This window comes from Chelativorans composti, from assembly GCF_039541695.1.
Taxonomy (GTDB): Bacteria; Pseudomonadota; Alphaproteobacteria; order Rhizobiales; family Rhizobiaceae; genus Chelativorans; species Chelativorans composti.
In genome coordinates this window covers 1-21,983 of record NZ_BAABGS010000063.1, presented here as the reverse complement: position 1 = coordinate 21,983, position 21,983 = coordinate 1, and the positions used below count along the sequence as shown (strand labels likewise).

The window sequence follows — 21,983 nt, the reverse complement described above, 5'->3', positions numbered from 1 at the left end:
CGAAAGCGCCGCCTGCAGCCCCACTACATCTTCAGCAGGCGGCGGGCATTCTCCTTCAGGATCTTCGGGCGGACCTCCGGCTTGATGTCGAGCTTGTCGAATTCGGCAAGCCAGCGGTCCGGAGGGATTACGGGCCAGTCGGAGCCGAACAGGACGCGGTCCTGCAACAGCGAATTGGCATAGCGAACCAGGATCGGCGGGAAATACTTCGGCAGCCAGCCCGACAGATCAATCCAGACGTTCGGCTTGTGGGTGGCGACGGACAGCGCTTCCTCCTGCCACGGGAAGGACGGATGAGCCATGATGATCTGCATGTCCGGGAAGTCGACCGCCACATCGTCCAGATACATCGGGTTCGAGTACTTGAGCCGCATGCCGTTGCCGCCGCGCATGCCGGCACCGACGCCGGTCTGACCGGTGTGGAACAGGGCTGGCACGCCAAGCTCCTGAATGGCCTCGTAGAGCACATAGGCGCTGCGGTCGTTCGGATAGAAACCCTGGAAGGTCGGGTGGAACTTGAACCCCTTTATGCCGAAATGTTCGACCAGGCGGCGCGCCTCGCGGGCGCCTATCTTCCCCTTGGCCGGATCGATGCTGGCGAAGGGGATCAGCACATCGCTGTGCTCAGCGGCAAGCTCGGCCATTTCCTCGTTGTTGTAGCGGCGGTAACCGGACTCGCGCTCGGCGTCGACCGGAAAGATGACCGCCGCGATGTTGCGCTGACGGTAGTACTCCGCCGTCTCGGGAACGGTGGGCGGATGCTTGTAGGGCGCCTTGAAATAGGCGGCCATGCCCGCCTGGAAATCATCGTAGCCATCGTCCGCGTGGGTGCCGCAGGGCTCTTCCGCATGGGTATGGAAGTCGATGGCAACGACCTTATCGAGATCCGGCATTTCTTCTCCTCCTGAACACTCGTTCATTCCGCGCGGGCCCGCCCGCACGCTGTGAACGGGCCTGACCCGGCGGGGTCACAATTTCCTCAATCGCCTCCTGGTGCGGGCGGCTCCCGGCGCACTGCGCTCATGGTTCGGCAATCTCATCATCTTGCACACTCGTGGTTGGACGAGCTCATGGTTCGACAAGCTCACCATGAGGGGGGCGGGGTGAAGACGGCGGCCAGTCCGCGAGCTTGCGCAGAAGCTTCAGCAGGACTGCCTGCTCCTGCGCTTCCAGACAGTCGACGGCCCGACTTACTGCGCGCAGCACCAGATCCTGATGCTCCTCCACATGGGCCCTACCCTTCTCCGTCAGCTCCAGCGCAATGGCGCGGCGATCGTGCGGCGGCACCAGTCTGCGGATCATGCCGCGGTTCTCCAGCAAACGGACAAGCTTCGTCATGTTCGATCCCGTGATCCGCAACCGGTCCGCCAGAACGCCCTGACGGACGCCCGGGTTCAGACCGATGGCCATCAGGATCGTGAACTCGCCGATCGGAAGGTCGCGGCGGTTGAGTTCGGCAAAGGTGCGCTCCGAAACCGTCAGCTGCGCGATGCGCAGCAGAAAGCCGACCGAGGTCTCAAAAGGACCGAAGGTCAGCGCTGGGGTCTCGTTCACACCGGAATTCATCACTCGGATCAGGGATCGTTCACTTTTCAATTGTTGAACTGTCAACAAAATACCTTTCCGATGTCAATCGGCGAGACTAGGCTGCAATATGGAAAACCGTGAGAATGCTGACAGCGTGAAGGAGGAGCGATGAAGGCTGACGGAAAGGTAGCGGTGGTCACCGGTAGCGCTTCCGGTCTTGGCGAGGCCACGGCCCGGGCGCTGGCCGCGCGCGGCGCACGGGTGGCGGTGGTGGATCTCAACGGCGAGGCGGCGCAGAAGGTGGCCGGCGAGATCGGCGGAGTCGGGATCGCCTGTGACGTTTCCAGCGGCGAGCAGGCGGAAGCGGCCTTCGCCCGCGTGAAGGCGGAACTCGGCTCGCCCAGCATCCTCGTCAATTGCGCCGGCATCGGCCCGGCGGCGCGGACTGTCGGCAAGGAGGGGCCGCATCCGCTGGACCTGTTCCAGAAGGTGATCGGCGTCAATCTGGTCGGCACCTTCAACATGATCCGGCTGTTCGCGGCCATGGCGCAGGAAAACACCCCCGAGGAGAGCGGTGAGCGGGGCGTGATCGTCAACACGGCTTCCGTCGCAGCCTTCGACGGGCAGATCGGCCAGGCGGCCTATTCGGCGAGCAAGGGCGGCATCGTCGGCATGACACTGCCCATCGCGCGCGACCTCGCGCGTTCCGGCATCCGTGTCGTGACCATCGCGCCCGGCATTTTCCGGACGCCGCTTCTCGCTGGCCTTCCGGAGGATGTGCAACAGTCGCTGGGTCAGCAGGTGCCCTTCCCGCCGCGGCTCGGCCGGCCGGAGGAATATGCGGCGCTTGCCTGCCACATCGTCGAGAACGAGATGCTGAACGGAGAAACGATCCGCCTCGACGGCGCGATCCGCATGGCTCCGAAGTGAGAAGCGGCAGAGCCGCCCGGCCTCCTGCGAGGTCAAGGCGGCTCTGCCCCTGCGCTGTCTGGTCCCGGAGTAGACAGCGCCTTCAATCAAAGCTTGGACGGGTCGACCGGCGGCGTTCCATGCGTGTGGAAGGTCTCGATCGTCTTCATGCCCCAAGCCTGGCCCTTCTTGCGCTCCGCCTCCGTCCAGGTGATAGGCTCCCAGTCGGGGCGGAGAATCAGGCGGGCGCCGGCATTGGCGACCTCGATACGATTGCCCGCGGGTTCATAGACATACAGGAAGAACGTTCCCTGAATCGCGTGCTTGTGGGGACCGGATTCGATGAAGACCCCGTTCTCCAGGAAAATGTCCGCCGCGCGCAGCACGTCCTCGCGGCTGTCCACCGCGTAGGTCAGATGATGGAAGCGGCCCGACACGCCGTAGTGGTCTTCCGTATAGGCGATGTCGTAGCTCTTGTTGTTCACGGTGAACCAGCAGCCGGCCAGACGGCCGTTGTCGAGCTGGATCTGTTCCGTCACGCGACTGCCGAGCGCCTTCACCATGAAGTCGCGGATCTGACCCACGTCCCTTGCCAGCAGGTTCAGATGGTCGATCCGGCGCACGCAGACGCCACGGCCATGATAGCGTTGGGCGATGTTCTTCAGGGCCGGCCGTTCCTCCGGCGGTGCGACATAGAGGCGGGTGTCGTAGTAAAGCTCGAAATGATGCCCATCCGGGTCCGTAAAGCGATAAGCGCGACCATGGCTCTGATCGCCATCGACCCAGCCGATGCCAAGCCCCATTTCCTCGATCACCTTGATGCGGCGTTCGAGAGCTTCCGGCGAAGAGGTGCGGTAGGCCACATGGCCCAGCCCTGTCGTGTCCGAACGCGTCAGCTTCAGCGTGCAGTATTCGTAGTCGTCCCAGCCACGCAGGTAGGAGGAGTTCTCGTCGCGACCGCTCTCGGTCATGCCGAAGACATTGACGAAGAAGTCCAGGCTTTCCTCGAACTTGTTGGTGAGCAACTCGACGTGTCCCAGGTGGGCAACGTCAAAACAGGGCTCTGCCATGGCATTCCTCCCCAAGTTGGCGGCCCATGACGGCCGCCAGTGTTCCGTCCAAGACGAAGATATATCCGTCTTCCCTTCCCGACATTCAGTACCTTGTCAGACAGGCGAACGGAAATCAGTTCTTGCTATAGGACAAGAAGCTGCAGCTACCCGGCACGCGCCGCCTGCAAAGCCGATCCGGACGGACAAGCCATCCCAAATCGCAATGGCACTCCCCTTTCCGGACGGCTCATCCGGAAGCCGGAGCGGTCCAGGTTACACGCGACCTCCGGGCTGCACCAACCGGGTGTCGTTGCGGTTGCGGACGGGAGACCCGCGTCCCCCATCCCTGCGCCGCTCATGCCCCTATTCGGGGAAAACGACGGTCTTGTTGCCGTTGAGCAGCACGCGGCCATCCAGATGATAGCGCACGGCGCGCGCCAGAACGCGGCGTTCGATGTCGCGGCCCTTGCGAACAAGATCCTCCGGCGTGTCGAGGTGCGTGACGCGCTCGACATCCTGCTCGATGATCGGACCTTCATCGAGGTCGCCGGTCACGTAATGGGCGGTTGCACCGATCAGCTTCACGCCGCGGTCGAAGGCCTGATGGTAGGGCTTCGCGCCCTTGAAGCCCGGCAGGAAGGAGTGGTGGATGTTGATGCAGCGGCCGTAGAGGTCGGCGGCCAATTCGTCCGACAGGATCTGCATGTAGCGGGCGAGCACTACCAGATCCGCGCCGGTCTCCTCGATCACGCCGCGCAGCTGCTTCTCCTGCTCCGCCTTGGTTTCCTTGGTGATGGGCAGGTACCAGAAGGGCAGATCGCCCAGCATGAGGTTGCTGTAGGTCTCGCGCGGATAGTTCGAGACGATGCCCACGACGTCCATCCTCAGCTCGCCCGACCGCCAGCGGTACAGCAGATCAACGAGGCAGTGGTCGAACCGCGACACGAGCAGAAGCACCTTGCTCCTGTGGTTCTGGTCGCGCAGGTTCCAGCTCATGCCAAAGCGTTCCATGACCGGCGCGAGCGCGGCCCGCGCAGCCTCAGCCTGCAGGCTGGAAGGGCCCTTGAACACGATCCGGTTGAAGTAGTTGCCGGTGATCGTGTCGCCAAACTGCTGAAGGTCCGTAATGTCGCCGCCCATGTGGAAGATCGTGGTGGAGACGGCCGCCACGATGCCGGGCTGGTCGACACAGTGAGAGGTCAGAACGAAAGACCGCATATCCTCATCCAAGTACTGCAACTATCTTGACGCCTTCCTTATCCATTCCGCGGTCGTCTTGACACCACCAAACGGATAAAAATGCAGCGTCACGTCGCCATGCCGCGCCGGATCGAGCGATTCCGCCAGCTCGCTGACGAACCGCTCGGGGCCCGCAGTGTTGAACAGGTTCAGGATTGACGCCCCGTACTTGCTCATCACCTTCGCCGAAGCTGCAACCCCGCATCGCGCCGCATAACGAAGAAGCGTTTTCACGCTCGCCGGACCGGCGACGCCGATCCGTACGCGGGCCTCTATACCTTCCTGCCGCAGACGCTCAAGCCATTTCAGCACCGGCTCGGTGTCAAAGCCGAACTGGGTGGTGATGTCGACCTTCTGGCCCACATCCCGGAGGACGGAAATCTTGTCCCTCATTGCCTGCCACAGCTTCTCTTCGGAGATGTCCGGATGGCCTTCCGGATAGCCCGCGATGCCCACATGGCGGATGCCATATTTTTCCAGCAGGCCGGAGCGGATGATGGAGAGAGCATCTTCATAGGGACCGGACGGTTGGGCCAGGTCGCCCGCCACGACGAATACGCGGGTGACGCCGGCTTCGTCGCGGAGACGGGCCAGCATCGTCTCGAGCTCCTGTTCCGACCGCAGGCGGCGGGCAGAGAGGTGCGATACCGGCTCAAATCCCAGGCGCTTCACGCGGGCGGCGGTGGCAACGCGCATGTCAGGATCGTCACCCGGCAGGAACGTCACCGAAACGGCCGTGCCCGGAACAAGCGACGGGGCCGCCTCCTCGAAACTGTCGCCGTCCTTCGCGGTGATCTCCAGCGAATATTCGCGCAGCAGATCCCGTTTGCCCGCGCGAGGCAGGACATCCGATTCCGCGAAACCCTCTCCTGCGAATTGAGCCACGTGAGCCTCCGTTCTGATCTGATTTCTGCAGCCCGGGACGCGGGGGCTTCCCCAGCGTTCCGGTACCGCCCGAGGGCAGCACGCATCCGCAACGGCCAGCACCGCCGGCCATTCCGCTACCGTGCCCGCACCAAACACTTGCCGCGCCAGATCAGTTCAGCTGTCCACCAAGACCGAACTGCCCGGGCCATATGCTTCTTGCGGTTCCCTGGGGGGATTTCCGCTTCTCCCGAGCCGCGCTTTCTCCCGCGGTTCCGGACGGAAAACCGGTTCCCACTTTTCCTGGAACCGCTTAGACAACCGCGCCCTTCACGCGCCAGCCGCCCTCGACGTAAACCTTGCGGACGACCTCCACGTAAGGAACAGGGCTGACGGTAGCGCGAATCTCCATCTGCCGGTGCGGCTCGACCGTCGGCTTCATCGTGCCGCCGTTCTCCTCGCCCCAGATGAGCGTGACCTGGGCGCCCGGCTCGGCGACCTCGGGGTCGACCACCGCCAGGGTCAGCATCTTGCGCTCGTTGGAGCTGTAGCCGATCCAGGTGGAGACGCCGACGGTCTTGCTTCCCAGCACCACGCGATCATACGGGTGCATCGAATAGACGGCCGACGGGAACTCGATAAACTTGCCGCGCTCATTGTCCCTACCGAACTGGGAGGCGATGACCTTCGCCACATCCTCGTCCTCGAGCGCAAGCGTCACCTTGCGACGATGCTTTTCCTTCGCCTTCTGCTCCAGCGCCTCGCGGCCGATGAAATCGTGGTCGAACTTCACGAGCGGGCCATAACCCAGATCCCACGGCGTGAAGTAGTAGTCCTCGATATTGCCGGAGACAAAGCTGCCACCGATGGAAGCGTTCGCCTCATAGCTGTCGGCCTTCAGCCACTCGCGGTAGGGCTTCATCTTGTCGCCCGTGTAGACGGCGGGCAGCGGCGACGGGATCCAGCCGGATTCAAGCGTGTTGGACGAATAGGCGCGGCCGCCGACCAGACGCATGCCGAATTCCTCGCCGGCGCGGATGAGCGCCTGACGCACCTCCTCGCCCTCGGCCCACGGTCCGAACAGCTCGAAGCCAGGCTGGCCAGCCATGCCGTGGCGCAGAGCGCGAACCTCCCTGCCCGCAATGGTCATGCGGGTCATGTGGAAGAACTTGAGTTCCGGCGCCGGGTTCCCGGTCGCCTTCTCTATCACCTTGAGCGCGTTCGGGCCCTGGATCTGGAAGCGGTAGGACTTGCGGTTGAAAGGGTCCGGCCGCGCGGCGGAGCGCTCGTCGAGCTCGCAGGTCACGTCAAAGCCTCCGGTCGCGGCATGGTACTGGATCCAGTTCAGCACCGGGATGCGCCCGACGAGATTGAACGTGTTCTCCGCCAGATAGAACAGGATGACGTCGCCAATCACGTAACCGTCGTAGTTGACGGGAACGAACTGCTTGGCGCGGTCCACCACGAAGTTGTTGAACGTGTTGACGCCGAGATACGTCAGCAGCTTCAGCGCATCCTTGCCGTGAACCAGCAGGTCCGCCATGTGATAGGACTGGTTGAAGAGCACGCAGGTGTTTTGCCAGGCCCACTGCTCATCCCGCCAGTTGGTGTATTCGGCAGGAACACCCGGATAGACGTTCGGTCCCGTCTTCTGGTTGCGAAGAAGGTGAACCGGATTGCCGCTTTCCCGCAGCACGTCCTCAAGCGATCTGACCGACATGCAGCTATCCTCCTCTGACGCACGCAACCGTCTGCCGATGACAGGCAGCGAGTTCTCCCCAGCTCGCGGACGCGCGCACAATTTCTCCTCTCGCATACATGAATGCGCCAGAAAGCCTGAATGTCAAGAAAAATGCGTCGCATTTCCGCCTACATGTATACATATTCCGGGACAACGACCAGCCGCGCGACGATGCGCGGCGACCCGCCCGGCCGCGATCGGCCTGGACCTCACCTTTCCTCACGGCGCGCGGATGAGACAGGGCCCAGATCAATCCGAGTATTAGGAAGGATGGTGCCCGGCGCGACGGCGAATTGAAGGCAGCGACATACGCCACATATGCAACATATGCGACCGATGCGGGTCAGTGCGGGAGAAAGCCCTTGAGAAGGCGGTTGACAGCCGTCTGGGCTTCGACGTGCGGCAGGTGCCCCACTCCTTCCAGAACGGCGGCTTGGTCTCCGAACGCAGCCAGCCGACCAAGGTCCGGAGGACTGATGCGGTCCTCGGCGCCCCAGATCACGCACAGGTTTTCGACCTTGGGCAGGGGTGGTGGCGGAGAGGCAAGAATGCCCGCCGCCAGCCTGCGCAGGGCATCGCGCCGGCCGGGCTGCTCAAGCATGTGGAGCACGTGCGATACCATTTGCGGACGAATGAGACTCTTGCGGCTGACGAGCCGGTGCAGGAGGCTTTCCGCCTCCTCGGGCTGTCGCAGCTCCGGAAAAGCCTTGAGGAAGGAATGGTCGATCGACCTACCCCAGCCGCCGGGAGCGATGACCGCCACATGGGAGATGTCCTGCGGCAGCATTTCCGCCAAATGCAGGCTGACCGTGGCACCGAGGGAGTGGCCGACTACAGCGAACGGCCGGGGAAGCTCCCGGATCGCCGCAATGACCGCGCAGGCCATGGCTTCGTGGGTGCCCTCGCCCACATCGTTGCCGGCATCGCCATGGGCCGGCAAATCGACGGCATACACCCGGTATCCGGCCAACCCCAACGCCGTTCCTACCCAGGAAAGACGGCTGGAGCCAAAACCGTGGATCAGCAGGACCGGCGCACCGGACGAACCACCCAGGTGAAACAGCCTGGCAGAGGAAATCTGGTCCAACGTCATCTCGACCTTCCTTGCAAATGCGGCGAGGCTATCCGCGGAAGCCGCGCCTCTGTCAATTCCCCTCCATCCCCACTGCCACGATGCGGATCATTTACCCGGGCTCGAGAAACTCACCGGAATGCCGGCAGCCCGACAGCTGCCTGCTCTACTGTAGCCCCGAAACGATCGTGATTGCCCAGACGTTCAGGCCGGGCAGTTCAGCGCAGGTTCCCGGTCAGGTATGGCCGCCAGCCGGCATAGTCTAACATTTCTCCGTAGCCCTTAACCTGTGAAATTGCCAAGTAGATCGGCAATCACATGCACGTCAATTATGCAGCTTTCATAAATGCACAATCGATAAGCAAATCCCCTTGCGAATATACGGCAAGACGTGCTGTTATCTCCATTCACAAGAACAATACCGAGCAGAAACTCAGAGGGGCTCTAAATGCTAAGAAGACATTTCCTTTCCCTGATGGCGGCAGGCGTCCTTGCCGGAGCAGGCATGATGGCGGGCACTTCTGCGCAGGCGCAGACCAAGGTCGCTTTCACGCTGGACTGGCGCTTCGAGGGACCGGCTGCGGGCTTCGTACTGGCGCAAGACCGGGGCTATTTCGCTGAAGAGGGGCTGGAGGTCACGATCGATACCGGCGCCGGCTCGGTCGAGGCCATTCCGCGCGTGGCGACCGGCACGTACCAGATGGGCTTCGGCGACATCAACTCGCTCATCAAGTTCCTGGACCAGGATCCGACCCAGAAGGTCAAGGCCATCATGATGGTCTATGACATCCCGACCTTCTCGGTGGTGGGCCGCAAGTCGCTCGGCATTTCCAATGACCCGAAGTCGCTGGAAGGCAAGAAGCTCGGCGCGCCGACGGGAGACGGCGCCTATGCGCAATGGCCCGCCTTCGTACAGGCGGCCAACATCGATACCAGCAACATCACGCTCGAAAGCATCGGCTTTCCGGTACGCGAGCCAATGCTGGCGCAGGGTCAGGTTGACGCCGTGTTCGGCTTCGCCTTCTCCGTGATCCTGAACCTCAAGGCGCAGGGCGTGGCGGATGAGGACATCGTGCCGATCCTGATGGCCGAGCATGGACTGGACCTCTATGGCAACGCCATCCTGGTCAATACCGACTTCGCGGAGGCCAATCCCGAGGCTGTGAAGGGCGTCGTGCGGGCGCTCATCAAGGGCTTCCGCGACGCAGTGCTCGCTCCCAAGGCCGGCGCCGAAGCTGTGGTGAAGCGCAACGACATCCTGGACGTCGCGGTCGAAACCGAACGCCTGGAAATGGCCAACAAGATGAACATCAACACCGCTTACGTGCAGGAGCATGGCATGGGCGGCATCGATCCGGAGCGCATGCAGCGCGCAATGGAGCAGCTGACCATTTCCATGGGTCTGACCGGCAACGTGAAGCCCGAGCAGGTTTTCGACGCACAGTACCTGCCCCCGGCCGACGAGCGCATGCTCAAGTAACACGGAAAAACTCTCGGAATGGGCCCTGGCTGCACAAGCCAGGGCCTAGTTTTCAGTTACAGGGGTGAGATGTCTGATCCTTTTGTTCAAATCGACGGGGTGGACCTGCGTTACGGCGGGCCGGGAGGAGTTCTCGCAGTTTCGGGCCTGACGCTCGCCGTGAACAAGGGCGAATTTGCCGCCGTGGTCGGGCCGTCCGGCTGCGGAAAGTCAACCCTGATGAGGCTGGTCACCGGCTTGCACCTGCCACAGTCCGGCACGGTGAGGGTCGGCGGGCAGCTGGTCACGAAACCTGTTTCCATCGCCGGAATGGCGTTTCAGAACCCGACGATGCTGCCGTGGCGGACCACGCTGGAAAACATCCTGCTGCCGCTCGAGATCGTCGAGAAGCACCGGCACCGTCTGCGCCAGCACAAGGCCGAATATGTGGCCAAGGCCGAAAAGCTGCTGGCCACGGTGGGACTGAAAGGCTTCGGCGACAAATATCCGTGGCAGCTTTCAGGCGGCATGCAGCAGCGCGCAAATCTCTGCCGCGCGCTCATCCACGAGCCGGAGCTGCTGATGCTGGACGAGCCGTTCGGCGCGCTCGATGCCTTCACCCGCGAGGAGCTGTGGTGCGTGATCCGCGACCTGCATGCAGTGTCCGGCGTTACCATCATCCTCGTCACGCACGACCTGCGCGAGGCCATCTTCCTGGCTGACCGGGTGTTCGTCATGAGTTCGCGCCCGGGACGGGTGCTCAACGAGCACAGAATAGATTTTCCGCGTCCGCGCGAGCTGGACTTGATCTATGATCCCGACTTCAGCCGGAAAGTTCAGCAGCTTCATAGCGAGATTGCAGAAGCGAGGCAGGCCCAATGACCGACAAGGCCATCGAAACCGTTCCGCTGCGCGAGCCCAAGGTGTCGCTCGTCAACTGGGTGGCTCTGGCGCCGTGGATCTACACGATCGGGTTCTTCCTCATCTGGGAGGGGATCGTCCGCTTCTTCGGCATCCGGCCCACGATCCTGCCGGCGCCAACGGCGATTGCCGGCGCGCTATACCAGTACTGGCCGGCCATCCAGAAGCATTCCATCCAGACGCTGTTCACCACGACGGTCGGCTTCGGGCTCGCGGTGGTGGGCGGACTGGCGCTCGGGCTGCTCGTCGGCTGGTCGCGGGTGATCTATGCGGGCCTCTACCCGCTCATGGTCGGCTTCAATGCGATCCCGAAGGTGGCCGTGGTGCCCATCCTGGTCATCTGGTTCGGTATCGGCACGATTCCGGCAGTGCTCACCGCCTTCCTGATCGCCTTCTTCCCGATCGTCGTGAATGTCGCGACGGGGCTTGCAACCATCGAGCCCGAGACGGAAGACGTGCTGCGCGCACTCGGCGCGAAGAAGATGGACATCATGCTGAAGGTGGGCATTCCCCGCTCGATGCCGTATTTCTTCGGCTCGCTGAAGGTGGCAATCACGCTGGCCTTTGTAGGGTCGGTCATCTCCGAGACGATCGCGGCGAACTCGGGCCTGGGCTACATGATGGCGAGCGCGCAGAGCCTGTTCAACGTGCCGCTGGTCTTCGCAGGCCTCATCATGCTGGCGGTGGAAGGCATCGTCATGTACGCGATCATGGCCTGGGTCGAAAAGCACATGACCGGCTGGGCGCATCGCAGCCAGCTCGCCAACGCCTGATCAGGTGCCAGGTCAGGGGCGGAAACCGGTTCCGTCCTGACCTGGCTGATGCGCTCCCAAGCGCAGCCGCAGGACCTGAACTGACCAGCAACCTACACGAAAAAGCGGCGGGAAGTTTTCGCTTCCTGCCGCTCTCTCCCCTCTCAACACAATCCGCATCCGCGGCGCGTAGCTGCGACAGGGTGAGCTTCCGTCACAGCCGTTCCGACTGGCACGGACTTCTGAACATCTTCAATGATGCGATCGTCGCTATGCGGGCTCAACCCGAAGCCCCTCTCCCGGCGCCCGGACGGCATCACAGCCGGAATGCCTCAGCTCGCGCGTGCGGGCGACTTGCCAACCCTTACCCGCGAACGGGCAAGTAGCAGGAAACCAAAAAGTTCTCACAGGGCTTCGTCACGAACGAAGAAGAATCCTGCCTGTGGCTCAGTGAAGCGTTGACGGTCAGCGACAAGGTGGCAGCCAGACAGACCGCGCTCAAGAAGATGAAAATGAAAGATCTAACCATGACTATCCCCATGACGTTACTGGATCGATAGCCTGGCGAAGCAGAACCGATGCTGAATGCGACATTCATCTCGGGTTCAGCTTTCCTAATCGCCGACCAACTCAGCCTTTCTTGTAGCGCGGATACGCCGAAATGCCGAATAACAAGCTGTTCCCGGATGTTACAGAGGTGGAAGCTTGACGGGCGATATCCTTAGCGCAGCGCATAAACAGCAAACGCGCCGCCCGTACCGATTTCGGTGTCCCCCGCCGATCATCAACATACGGAGCAGCAGTCAGGAGCTGTGGGATAGGCCGAACTCGGCCGACTTGGCCTGAAGACTGGTGCGGAGCTCGGAGGTGACTTCGAGCGTCCGGTCTTCCAGTACGGCGGTATCGTCTGGCGATGAGCGGCGGGCCGCCAGCGTTGCCTCGCGCTCGCGGATGAGCGTGGCGATCTCCGGCTCATAGAGTCGAAGGATCGCGGTCAACCAGCGGTTCACGAGATAGGACGGCCGTGGCATCTGGACGTCGAACTTCGGCAGCAGCCCAATCAAGGTTTCCGCGTCCGCATAGTCATCCGCGACAACCCACTGGTTGACAGTGAAGAGCCGGACCAGGCGGCCATAGGCGTCCACGCCCACGGCCACGAGATGATGGATCGGCCCCTGGCTTCCCTCGGGACGGAGGAAGCAGTGGAAATGTCCGTGCTCCCCCCGGTCAGCGGAAGTGTCGTGACAGTGGTAGTACCACTGGGAACGGCTTTCGGGGTCGTAGACGTCTCCCGGCGGATAGTGCGCCCACATCTCCACCGAGGGCGCATCACGAAGCGTCTCGAGAAGGACGGTCTGTCCGCCCTTGGCGAGAATCTGCTCGCAGAAGAGAGCCTCCCGAAGTGCCTGCTGACGAGCGTCTTCCATTCTGTTCCTACCGGGGCATTGCTGCGCACGGAGCTGCAGCGCAGGGTGCAACAGCCGGAGCCGCGGCACAAGGGGCTGCAGCGGGCGCAGGGGCCGGCGCAGCCGCACACGGGGCAGCGGCGCACGGAGCGGCTGCCGGAACCGGAGCGGCTGAGCATGGTGCAGCGGCGCAGGGAGCCGCTGCGGGAGCTGCCGAACAGGGCGCGGCGGCCGCGCAGGGTGCCGCGACAGGAGCAGCGCTCCAGGGAGAAGATGCTGCGCAGGGAGCCGCCGCAGGAACGGGCGCCGCGGAGCAGGGAGAGAGAGCCGCACACGGAGCAGCGGCACACGGCGCAGCGGCAGAGCATGGGGAAGCTGCCGCGCAGGGAGCCGCGGCACTGCACGGATTTGCGGCGCAGGGGTTGGCCGCGGGAGCCGGCGCAGCCGCGCGCGGCTGCGGCGCCGGGGCACGGGTCGCGTAATAATCCGCGGCAACAGCCACCGTGGCCACCGCAAGAGCTGCACCGAAAAGAAGCGTGTTTCTGTTACTCACGACGTCCTGACCCTGCCTGAACATGCGAAAAAGACGGAACGATCATGTCCGTCCACCCAAATGCGAAACGGCGCGGCGCGCCGTCCGTCTGGCTCCGAAGCCGTCGCAATCCGCAGGCGCAGATTGCCGACGTGACAGGGCCGGCGCTGGTTGTACAGCACCGGCCCTACCACTTCCAACCTTAGTACTGCAGCGGGCGGGAAGGATCGGCCGCCCACTCAGCCATGGAACCATCGTACATACGGGTCTTCTTGTTGCCCGCCACCTCGCTCAGCGCAAACCACGGAATCGAAGCCCAGTGGCCCGTGTTGCAGAAGGTGATGATGTCCTCGTCCAGGCTGAGACCTGCCTCGCGGGCGAGAACCTCGATTTCCTCGCGGGTCGCAAAACGGCCCTTCTCCGCATCATAGAACTTGCTGTGCGGAATGTTGGCGGATCCCGGGATCGTGCCGGCCGCGCGAACCACGGGGCTCTTGGCCTTGCCCTCGTACTGATCGACCGGGCGGCCGTCGACCAGCTTCACGCCATCCTGAAGCGCCTTCTCGACGTCGGCTGTGGTCGCCAGGTACTCATCCCTGATCTTGGCGAGGAACTGCTTCGGCTCGCGCTTGACCGGATCCGCGCTCACCTCGCCGCTGGCAGCCTGCCAGCCACGCCAGCCGCCATCGAGGATGGACACCGCGTCATGGCCGAGCGTCTTGAAGGTCCAGTAGATGCGGGTCGCACCGCCGAACTCGCTGGAATCCGTGCCGGACGGCACGATGACAACGTGAGCGTCATTGTCGATGCCGAGATTCCCGATCAGAGCCTGGATCTGCTCGAGCGGCGGCAGCTGGCCGGGCACGCCCTGAACCTCGGTGCGCCAGCCGGCGGAACTGTAAGGCGCACTCACGGCACCCGGAATGTGGCCCTGTTCGTACGGATTGGCGTTCTGGACAACGTCACGGATATCGAGCACGACAAGGGATTCGTTGTCGAGATGCTGCTGAAGCCAGGCAGCATCGACAAGCGGCTGATCGGTCAGCCGTTCAGCCGATGCGACGCCACCCCATATCAGGGTCGTCGCAAGAGCAAGAGCAGAAAGGGCGCGCATTGGATCTTCCTCCAGCATGAAGTTGCGCAAGCATAACAAGCGCGCCTCCTCAGGGAGGATTTGGACCCACTGGAGAATCCGCGTTGCGCGGAAAATGTTTTCCATTTTCCGCCGAATGACAGAACCTCTTTCTTCAGCATGACAATGCCGCACAGACAGAGCTGGCAGTCCGGGAAGCCAGCGCCTCCTGACCGCGGCAACAGCCGTTGCGGTTTCCGCGACGAAGAGAGGGCTCAAGGCGATCTGGCGGCGGCGACCGCAGGCGGCGAGGCAGGCAACCGTTTCCCCGCCCATGGACCGCCCCCTGTTGCAGAGGGGACCGCCGCGCAAAAAAAGAGCTGCAGCAGGAACTGCAGCCAAGTTAACCAACATGAGGAGGGTCTGAAATTTCCGGCTCCTTCGCCAAGCCGAATGGACTAGAACAGTCCCGGCGTCAGACGGCTCTAACGGAGCCGGAATTGGGGAATGAAGGTCAGAACTTGTAGGAGATACCCACGCCCAGGGTGTGACCGGCAAAGCCGACCTTCCGGTTCCCGGTGACCAGCTGGTAATCGGCATCCCGCAGCTTCATGTAGTGGTACGATGCGCGGGCGCTGATGTGGTCGGTCAGGGCATATTCAACACCCGCACCCACCGTGAAGCCGAAATGCGTCTTCTTGCTGGCAGAACCCTTCGCAGGCGCGGCGGCCTCCATCTGACCCACCAGAAGTCCACCATCGACGTAGGGGAGGAAGCGGTCCATCGCGTAGCCAACACGGACGCGGGCGGAACCAAAGAGCCGCGGGTCGACAGCGTCGGCCTTCTTCTTCTTCGGAACGGTTACGTCAATCTCGAGACCCGTCACCAGGTTGTTGGCGTACTGGTGGTTGTACCCGAGGTAAAGACCACCAAGGAACTGGGCTTCCTTCAGCTTGTTCCTGTTGCGAGTGCTCCGGTTGACGTCCCAAAGACCACTAACCTGGGCACCGGCATAGGTACCAGTCCAGTCGAAGCCCCTTTCCATAACGACAACAGGTGCAACGGGCGGGTTGAAATCAACGGTGCGCACGGCGTCGGCAGAAAATGCCGCGGAAGGCACCATACCAGCTAAAATGGATGCAACAAATTTCTTCATACAACACCTATCCGAATAAAGAAGCACGACACATATACAAATGAAGGACCAAGTCAACAACCAAATTTCGTATAAATTGACACCTTTTGAAAATCAATTGCCTACCATAACTTTTAACATTAAGTACGCAACATCCAGGATATTCCAACAAGATAACGATTATTATTACGCGGCCGAAATATTATACTTCATTATTATCCACCCTCCGTCGCGGCAGAGTTCACTCGGATTGAAGCCTGGCCGATCACGCGGGCATATCAGCCCCTATGGCAGCGCAAGCGCCGAGACTGCCGAATGCGCGCGGAGGTTTCACGCTTGGGAGCAGCAGAGCAAGACCTTTTCTTCCGGCAAATGCCCTGGATGAAACTCTCCCGAAATTCCTGATTGTGGGAAATGCGATCCTGTTGTGAGGGACCGGACTGCTCGAATACCTGCTTTTCGGTCACCGCGTGAAAATCCGGTCTCACCCCCCCGGAACCGCCCTAGAATTTCAGCGAACCGTATCCATACTAAGATATTGTAGTTATTTGTCTGTCATATTTTTCGAAATTCCAGAATGGAGGTTTAATACTACTGAAGGCACTCTAAAGGGTGTCTGCCCGGGCCTCGTAAACAACCTTGCCGGTGTCACTGTCCACACCAACCAGGCTGACGTCGTAGCCCCACAGGTGCCGGACGTGCCGTAGCGTCGCATCGCGTGTCCTGTCCTCGAGAACGACACCGTTGCGGATGTTGTGCTGCAGGCGGAGCTGCCGGTCTCCCAGCATATCGACATCAATCACCTGGATGTCCGGGAAGAGCGTCCCGACGTCGTAGCTGCGCGCGAGCGCAGCGCGAATTTTTTCATAACCGCGCTCATTGTGAATGCTGGAGACTTCCACGTAGGGCTCCTCGGCCCTGTCACCCAGGGTGAAAAGACGGAAACGGCGAATCAGCGTGGGGCTCAGGTACTGCAGGATAAAGGATTCGTCGCGGTGATTTTCCCACGCCTCCAGCAGAGTCTCCCGCCACTTGCCCGTTCCGGCAATTTCAGGAAACCAGTCGCGGTCTTCTGGTGTCGGGTCGGTGCAGATGCGCTGGATATCCTGCATCATGGCAAAGCCCAGCGCATAAGGGTTGATCCCTCCATAGCGCGGATCGTCGAAATCCGGCTGCATGACCACATTGGTGTGGCTGTGCAGCATTTCCAGAAGCGCGCCTTCGCTCAGCTGCCCCTGATCGAAGAGCTTGTTCATGATGTGATAGTGGACGAACGTCGCGCAGCCCTCGTTCATCACCTTGGTCTGACGCTGCGGGTAAAAATACTGCGCAATGACACGCACGATGCGAAGGATTTCCCGCTGCCACGGCTCGAGAATCAGGCTGTTCTTCTCCAGGAAGTAGAGCAGGTTTTCTTCCGGCAGATTGAGCGCCTTCTTCCTGTCCCGAGCCTCCTCTGCCGTCTCCTTCACTTCCCCCTCCTTGCGGACCTGCGGCAAAGTCCGCCACAGCTCGTTGTAGCTCTGCTCCTCGTATTCCAGACGCTCGCGGACGCGTTCCCGCTGCTTCTCGGGCGACAGGCGCGGCGGACGGCGGTAACGGAAGACCCCGTGGTCCATCAGTGCATGCGCGGAATCGAGAACGCTCTCTACCGCAGCCAGACCAAATCGCTCCTCACACTTGGCGATGTAGCGCTTGGCGAAGTCCAGATATCCAAGTATGGCGCCGGCATCGGTCCAAAGGCGGAAGAGATAGTTGTTCTTGAAGAAGTGATTGTGGCCGAAGGCAGCGTGGGCCGTCACCAGCGTCTGCATCGCCATCGTGTTCTCTTCCATCAGATAGGTGATGCAGGGGTTGGAGTTGATGACGAGCTCGTAGGCGAGGCCGCGTCTGCCCTTCCGGTATAGAGTCTCCTCGTAGACGAAGCGCTTGCCGAAAGACCAGTGCTGGTACATGAGCGGCATGCCGATGGACGAATAGGCGTCCAGCATCTGCTCGGATGAAATGATTTCCATCTGGTTGCGATAGACATCCAGATGAAGGTCTTCCAGGGCGACCTGTTCGATCGCATCGTAGACGCGGGCGAGCGTGGAGAAGTTCCAGTCAGACCCTTCAAACAGAAGCTTTCCACCGGCGCTGGTCATATCCCTGCCCTCCCCTATCTGCCGGCACGCGTCGTCGCGCTGGCGCCCTTGGCAAACAGCTGGCGGAACACCGGATAGATATCGGAGGGCCGGGCAATGCGGGCCATCTGGAAGTTCGGCCAGTGCTCGCCGACCGTACGGTAGGCGCGCCACAGCGAGGTGCCGTTCTCGGTGGCGCCAAAGATTTCCGTTTCGCGTTCGTCGATGATCTCGACGTAGGCATAGTACTGGCAAAGCCTCAGGATGTCGTCGATCAGCAAGGCGGCGCAGCGGTCGGAGTCGCCCGCGATGTTGTCACCGTCGGAGGCCTGGGCGGCATAAATGTTCCACTCGCTCGCCGGATAGCGCTGTCCGATGATCTCGCGCATCTTTTCGAGCGCCGTCGATACGACCGTGCCGCCGCTCTGGGTGCTGTAGAAGAAGGTTTCCTCGTCCACCTCACCGGCCTCGTGGGTGTGGCGGATGAAGACGATGTCGATGCGCTCGTAACGGCGCTTCAGGAACAGGTGCAGCAGCACGAAGAAGCGCTTGGCCAGGTCCTTCTCCCGCTCGCCCATGGAGCTCGACACGTCCATGAGACAGAACATGACCGCATTGGCGTTCGGAAGCGGCTGTTGCTCGAAACGGTTGTAGCGGATGTCAACGGGATCGACATAGGCGACCATCCGGCGGCGGCGCTCCAGACGCTCCAGCTCCTCGCGCAGCGTCACCAGCTGCTTCCGCCTTGCAGCGGTGGACGGCTCGGCCTCCAGCGCCTCAATGCGGGTTCGCAGCTCCTCGATCTGCGACAGCTTGGGACGATGGAGCGCGATGCGGCGACCGAGGCTGTTGCGCATGGTCCGGGCGACATTGATGTTGTTGGGGGCGCCGGCCGTGGTGTAACCCGCGCGGCGCGGCTTGTAGCGCACAGCTTCCTTCAGGCTAAGCTTGACCATGTCGGGCAGTTCGAGGTCCTCGAAGAAGAGGTCCAGGACCTCTTCGCGCGAAAGGACAAAGCGGAAATCGTCCTCCGCCTCGCCGATGCCGGGCGTGCCATCGCCGCCGCCGCCGCGACCGCCGGCCGGAGGCTTGGCGATGCGGTCTCCCGGCGAAAACTCCTTGTTCCCCGGGAGAACATATTCACGATGACCGCTGTTGGGGGCGTGCCGGAAGGACGGCTCGCTGGTATCGCGGGACGGCATGGGAACGCTGTGCGCTCCCTCGATATCGGCGATCTTGCCGCTCCGGATGTGTTCCTTTACCGCGCGCTTCAGCTCCTGCTGAGCCCGCTTCAAGAAGCGGCGGCGATTTCCAATGCTCTTATCCTTCGGATTGAGCCGGCGGTCTATAAAATTCGGCATGAACCTCCCTTCGGGCGCCCCTCCGGTTCACCCCGCCTTGTTCACTCGCATGTACCAGTCGACCAGCCGGCGCACCTGCCGCTCCGTGTAGCCCCGCGCGATCATGCGCTGGACGAATTCGGCATGCTGCTTCTCGGTGGTCGAATCCTTCTTGGAGCCGAAGCTGATGACCGGAAGCAGATCCTCCACCTGGCCGAACATCCGCTTCTCGATGACCTCCCGCATCTTCTCGTAGCTGGTCCACGACGGGTTGTGGCCGTTGTTGCGGGCGCGGGCCCGCAGCGTGAACTTCACCACCTCGTTGCGGAAGTCCTTCGGATTGGCGATGCCGGCCGGCTTCTCGATCTGCGACAGCTCACTGTCCAGGATCTCCCGGTTGAGGATCTGGCCGGTATCCGGATCCTTGTAGTCCTGATCCTCCAGCCAGGCGTCGGCATAGGCGATGTAGCGGTCGAACAGGTTCTGGCCGTACTCGCTGTAGGACTCTAGATAGGCCTTCTGGATCTCGTGGCCGATGAATTCCGCGTAGCGCGGCGCCAGCTCCGACTTGATGAAGTCGAGATAGGAAGCCTCCACCTCTTTCGGGAACTGCTCGCGCTTGATGGCCTGCTCCAGGACATACATCAGATGCACCGGATCAGCGGCCACCTCGCGGGTGTCGTAGTTGAACGTCTCGGAAAGAACCTTGAAGGCGAAGCGGGTGCTGACGCCTGTCATGCCTTCGTCCACGCCGGCCGCGTCACGGTACTCCTGCACCGACTTGGCCTTGGGATCGATGTCCTTCAGGTTCTCGCCGTCATAGACACGCATCTTGGTGTAGCGCGGGGAATTCTCGTGCTCTGCAAGGCGCGTGGAGACGGTGAAGCGGCTCAGGATTTCCAGAACTTCCGGCGCGCAGGGGTTGCTCGCAAGCTCACTCTCGCGCAGAAGCTTGGCGTAGATCTGCTTCTCCTCGGTGACGCGCAGGCAGTAGGGCACCTTCACGACGAGGATGCGGTCGAGGAACGCCTCGTTGTTCTTATTGTTCTTGAACTGCAGCCACTCCGACTCGTTCGAGTGGGCGACCACAATTCCCTGATAGGGGAAGGCGCCGAAGTTCTCGGTGCCGTTGTAATTGCCCTCCTGAGTCGCCGTCAGCAGAGGATGGAGGACCTTGATCGGCGCCTTGAACATCTCGACGAACTCGAGCAGACCCTGGGTCGTGCGGTTGAGACCGCCGCTGTAGGAATAGGCGTCCGGGTCCGCCTGGCTGAAGTGCTCAAGCTGGCGGATGTCGACCTTGCCGACGAGCGAGGAGACGTCCTGATTGTTCTCGTCGCCGGGCTCGGTCTTGGCAATGCCGATCTGGCGCAGACGGGATGGCCAGACCTTGACCACGCTGAAGCGGGAAATGTCGCCGCCCACCTCGTCCAGCCGCTTGGCCGCCCAGGGCGAAATCAGGCCGGTGAGGCGGCGGCGAGCAATGCCATACTTGTCTTCAAGGAGATCGGCCATCCGGTCCGGGTTGAACAGACCAAGAGGCGATTCAAAGACGGGGCTGATCTGACCGTTGATGGCGAGCGTGTAGAAGGGACGCTGCTCCATCAGCTTCTTCAGCCGCTCAGCAAGCGAGGACTTGCCACCGCCCACCGGCCCCAGCAGGTAAAGGATCTGCTTGCGCTCCTCCAGTCCCTGCGCCGCGTAGCGGAAATAACCGACGATCCGCTCGATCGTCTCTTCCATGCCGTAGAAGTCGGCGAAGGCAGAGTAGACCTTGATGGTCCGGTTGGAGAAGATGCGCCCAAGACGCTCGTTCGTGCTTGTATCGATGAGCGTCGGCTCACCGATCGCGTCCACCATCCGCTCGGCCGCCGTCGCGTACATGGAAGGATCGTCGCGGCAGGCGAGCAGATATTCCTGCAAGCTCATCTCTTCCTGGTTGGAACTAGCGTAAATCTCCGCGAAGAGATCGAATACGTCCGAGTGGCTCCCTTGCATTGTGCCCTCTCCTGGCAAGCCGGTTGACAGTACAGGCTCTTGCCGTAGCGCCCTACCGGATCAACGATCACCATCCATCAAAGTTCCGCGTCAGGCCGACGACTCGAAAGAACTATACAATAGATTTCTCAACTGACTGCTTTATGGCGAGACGATGTTTTCCAGTAATAATTCTGACAACTTCCTTTCATTCGACAATTCGACGCCTTGGACGGACAAAATTGATTTCTATTAGTGCATTATCTATTCATCAGAATGGCTCGATTGCCCAACTTATAGATTCAACATCGTCCCATCCCTGCCCCAACTGGTTGAGGATTCGAGCCTCAATCTCCAACCGGTAGTTGCCCGGACGTTCCTGCCAAAGCTTCTGGATCGTGTTGCGCAGAAAATCCACACGGCGCGTCGCCAGTTTCCTCTCCGAGTTCTGATCGATATATGACAGACGTAGCACCGAGGGCTCTTCCCGCAGAATGAGGATGAGCTGGGCCAGACGCGGGAACCACTCTTCCCTGAGCTGCGCCCCACCGGCGATGAACGCGTCCGAGCTGATGTCGACCCGAACGACGCGTGTGATCGAGGCCGCAAAACTGACACTGGACACTTTCCCTGCGGTGAGGCGAATGACCCGAGGGTTCTGATCCACCCCCATTGAACGGGTCCACCTTGAAGTATGGTTTTGACCATGAAGGAGGACCACAATGGCAAACAAGCGACACAAGCCCGACGAGATCGTCTGAGAACGGCGGTGAGAAACTAGTCCACGGAAGCGGCGGCATGGAGCTGCTGCGGGCGGTGTAAAAGTCGTCCACCCTTTCCCTTTCTGCGACAGCAGGGAGGG

General features: G+C 61.6%; 18 protein-coding genes. 4 read left to right on the top strand and 14 right to left on the bottom strand.

Features of this window, described 5'->3' with window-relative positions; genetic code table 11:
- Positions 1 to 23: 23 nt before the first annotated feature.
- Both ABD906_RS11270 and ABD906_RS11265 read right to left on the bottom strand, forming a co-directional pair.
- On the bottom strand, positions 24 to 893 hold the full coding sequence (locus tag ABD906_RS11270) for an amidohydrolase family protein (protein WP_345099501.1): 870 nt from the start codon (positions 891 to 893) through the stop codon (positions 24 to 26).
- Between the two features lie 175 nt (positions 894 to 1,068).
- Positions 1,069 to 1,554: a MarR family winged helix-turn-helix transcriptional regulator gene (locus tag ABD906_RS11265; protein WP_345099500.1), complete on the bottom strand. Its 486-nt coding sequence runs from the start codon at positions 1,552 to 1,554 to the stop codon at positions 1,069 to 1,071.
- Between the two features lie 141 nt (positions 1,555 to 1,695).
- Between ABD906_RS11265 and ABD906_RS11260 the strand changes: the two genes are divergently transcribed.
- The gene (locus ABD906_RS11260; RefSeq protein ID WP_345099499.1) at positions 1,696 to 2,457 is read left to right on the top strand and encodes a 3-hydroxyacyl-CoA dehydrogenase; all 762 of its coding nucleotides are present in this window, start codon (positions 1,696 to 1,698) and stop codon (positions 2,455 to 2,457) included.
- A gap of 86 nt (positions 2,458 to 2,543) precedes the next feature.
- Here the strand turns inward: ABD906_RS11260 and ABD906_RS11255 are convergent, their stop codons facing one another.
- The 5 genes from ABD906_RS11255 to ABD906_RS11235 form a co-directional block, all read right to left on the bottom strand.
- Positions 2,544 to 3,506, bottom strand: coding sequence for a catechol 2,3-dioxygenase (locus ABD906_RS11255; protein WP_345099498.1), 963 nt, complete (start codon positions 3,504 to 3,506; stop codon positions 2,544 to 2,546).
- Positions 3,507 to 3,851: 345 nt separating this feature from the next.
- Positions 3,852 to 4,706: a formyltetrahydrofolate deformylase gene (gene purU / locus ABD906_RS11250; RefSeq protein WP_345099497.1), complete on the bottom strand. Its 855-nt coding sequence runs from the start codon at positions 4,704 to 4,706 to the stop codon at positions 3,852 to 3,854.
- A 21-nt stretch (positions 4,707 to 4,727) separates the two neighbouring features.
- Positions 4,728 to 5,612, bottom strand: a complete 885-nt coding sequence (locus ABD906_RS11245) for a methylenetetrahydrofolate reductase (RefSeq protein WP_345099496.1) — start codon at positions 5,610 to 5,612, stop codon at positions 4,728 to 4,730.
- Between the two features lie 292 nt (positions 5,613 to 5,904).
- Positions 5,905 to 7,311 (bottom strand): syringate O-demethylase, encoded by a 1,407-nt coding sequence (gene desA / locus ABD906_RS11240; protein ID WP_345099495.1) that lies wholly within the window; start codon positions 7,309 to 7,311, stop codon positions 5,905 to 5,907.
- Between the two features lie 364 nt (positions 7,312 to 7,675).
- Positions 7,676 to 8,425 carry an alpha/beta fold hydrolase gene (locus tag ABD906_RS11235; RefSeq protein ID WP_345099494.1) on the bottom strand — a complete coding sequence of 250 codons (750 nt, stop codon included), beginning with the start codon at positions 8,423 to 8,425 and terminating at the stop codon, positions 7,676 to 7,678.
- A 427-nt stretch (positions 8,426 to 8,852) separates the two neighbouring features.
- On the opposite strand from ABD906_RS11235, the gene ABD906_RS11230 reads away from it, so the two are divergent.
- The 3 genes from ABD906_RS11230 (at position 8,853) to ABD906_RS11220 (ending at position 11,557) form a co-directional block, all read left to right on the top strand.
- Positions 8,853 to 9,884, top strand: coding sequence for an ABC transporter substrate-binding protein (locus ABD906_RS11230; protein ID WP_345099493.1), 1,032 nt, complete (start codon positions 8,853 to 8,855; stop codon positions 9,882 to 9,884).
- Positions 9,885 to 9,953: 69 nt separating this feature from the next.
- Positions 9,954 to 10,745 carry an ABC transporter ATP-binding protein gene (locus ABD906_RS11225; RefSeq protein WP_345099492.1) on the top strand — a complete coding sequence of 264 codons (792 nt, stop codon included), beginning with the start codon at positions 9,954 to 9,956 and terminating at the stop codon, positions 10,743 to 10,745.
- On the top strand, positions 10,742 to 11,557 hold the full coding sequence (locus ABD906_RS11220) for an ABC transporter permease (RefSeq protein ID WP_345099491.1): 816 nt from the start codon (positions 10,742 to 10,744) through the stop codon (positions 11,555 to 11,557). Before ABD906_RS11225 ends, ABD906_RS11220 begins: the two co-directional genes overlap by 4 nt.
- Before the next feature lie 782 nt (positions 11,558 to 12,339).
- Here ABD906_RS11220 and ABD906_RS11215 read toward each other — a convergent pair.
- The 7 genes from ABD906_RS11215 to ABD906_RS11185 form a co-directional block, all read right to left on the bottom strand.
- Positions 12,340 to 12,963 (bottom strand): DUF6969 family protein, encoded by a 624-nt coding sequence (locus ABD906_RS11215; RefSeq protein WP_345099490.1) that lies wholly within the window; start codon positions 12,961 to 12,963, stop codon positions 12,340 to 12,342.
- Between the two features lie 713 nt (positions 12,964 to 13,676).
- Positions 13,677 to 14,588 (bottom strand): sulfurtransferase, encoded by a 912-nt coding sequence (locus tag ABD906_RS11210; RefSeq protein ID WP_345099489.1) that lies wholly within the window; start codon positions 14,586 to 14,588, stop codon positions 13,677 to 13,679.
- 472 nt (positions 14,589 to 15,060) lie between these two features.
- Entirely contained in the window at positions 15,061 to 15,702 is a 642-nt protein-coding gene (locus tag ABD906_RS11205; RefSeq protein WP_345099488.1) for an outer membrane protein, read from the bottom strand.
- 584 nt (positions 15,703 to 16,286) lie between these two features.
- Positions 16,287 to 17,825: a SpoVR family protein gene (locus tag ABD906_RS11200; protein ID WP_345099487.1), complete on the bottom strand. Its 1,539-nt coding sequence runs from the start codon at positions 17,823 to 17,825 to the stop codon at positions 16,287 to 16,289.
- 14 nt (positions 17,826 to 17,839) lie between these two features.
- Positions 17,840 to 19,165 (bottom strand): YeaH/YhbH family protein, encoded by a 1,326-nt coding sequence (locus ABD906_RS11195; RefSeq protein WP_345099486.1) that lies wholly within the window; start codon positions 19,163 to 19,165, stop codon positions 17,840 to 17,842.
- 27 nt (positions 19,166 to 19,192) lie between these two features.
- Complete coding sequence (locus ABD906_RS11190; protein WP_345099485.1) at positions 19,193 to 21,142, bottom strand: PrkA family serine protein kinase; 1,950 nt, start codon at positions 21,140 to 21,142, stop codon at positions 19,193 to 19,195.
- Between the two features lie 250 nt (positions 21,143 to 21,392).
- A complete protein-coding gene (locus ABD906_RS11185; RefSeq protein ID WP_345099484.1) occupies positions 21,393 to 21,794 on the bottom strand; it encodes a hypothetical protein in 402 nt (133 codons plus the stop codon).
- Positions 21,795 to 21,983: the final 189 nt, after the last annotated feature.

Excerpts from the sequence above, each read along its gene's own strand:
- ABD906_RS11230 (WP_345099493.1), top strand. The coding sequence starts at position 8,853 with ATGCTAAGAAGACATTTCCTTTCCCTGATGGCGGCAGGCGTCCTTGCC.
- ABD906_RS11255 (WP_345099498.1), bottom strand. The coding sequence starts at position 3,506 with ATGGCAGAGCCCTGTTTTGACGTTGCCCACCTGGGACACGTCGAGTTG.
- ABD906_RS11270 (WP_345099501.1), bottom strand. The coding sequence starts at position 893 with ATGCCGGATCTCGATAAGGTCGTTGCCATCGACTTCCATACCCATGCG.
- ABD906_RS11215 (WP_345099490.1), bottom strand. The coding sequence starts at position 12,963 with ATGGAAGACGCTCGTCAGCAGGCACTTCGGGAGGCTCTCTTCTGCGAG.
- ABD906_RS11260 (WP_345099499.1), top strand. The coding sequence starts at position 1,696 with ATGAAGGCTGACGGAAAGGTAGCGGTGGTCACCGGTAGCGCTTCCGGT.
- desA (WP_345099495.1), bottom strand. The coding sequence starts at position 7,311 with ATGTCGGTCAGATCGCTTGAGGACGTGCTGCGGGAAAGCGGCAATCCG.
- ABD906_RS11190 (WP_345099485.1), bottom strand. The coding sequence starts at position 21,142 with ATGCAAGGGAGCCACTCGGACGTATTCGATCTCTTCGCGGAGATTTAC.
- purU (WP_345099497.1), bottom strand. The coding sequence starts at position 4,706 with ATGCGGTCTTTCGTTCTGACCTCTCACTGTGTCGACCAGCCCGGCATC.
- ABD906_RS11210 (WP_345099489.1), bottom strand. The coding sequence starts at position 14,588 with ATGCGCGCCCTTTCTGCTCTTGCTCTTGCGACGACCCTGATATGGGGT.
- ABD906_RS11205 (WP_345099488.1), bottom strand. The coding sequence starts at position 15,702 with ATGAAGAAATTTGTTGCATCCATTTTAGCTGGTATGGTGCCTTCCGCG.
- ABD906_RS11220 (WP_345099491.1), top strand. The coding sequence starts at position 10,742 with ATGACCGACAAGGCCATCGAAACCGTTCCGCTGCGCGAGCCCAAGGTG.
- ABD906_RS11225 (WP_345099492.1), top strand. The coding sequence starts at position 9,954 with ATGTCTGATCCTTTTGTTCAAATCGACGGGGTGGACCTGCGTTACGGC.
- ABD906_RS11200 (WP_345099487.1), bottom strand. The coding sequence starts at position 17,825 with ATGACCAGCGCCGGTGGAAAGCTTCTGTTTGAAGGGTCTGACTGGAAC.
- ABD906_RS11185 (WP_345099484.1), bottom strand. The coding sequence starts at position 21,794 with ATGGGGGTGGATCAGAACCCTCGGGTCATTCGCCTCACCGCAGGGAAA.
- ABD906_RS11195 (WP_345099486.1), bottom strand. The coding sequence starts at position 19,165 with ATGCCGAATTTTATAGACCGCCGGCTCAATCCGAAGGATAAGAGCATT.
- ABD906_RS11235 (WP_345099494.1), bottom strand. The coding sequence starts at position 8,425 with ATGACGTTGGACCAGATTTCCTCTGCCAGGCTGTTTCACCTGGGTGGT.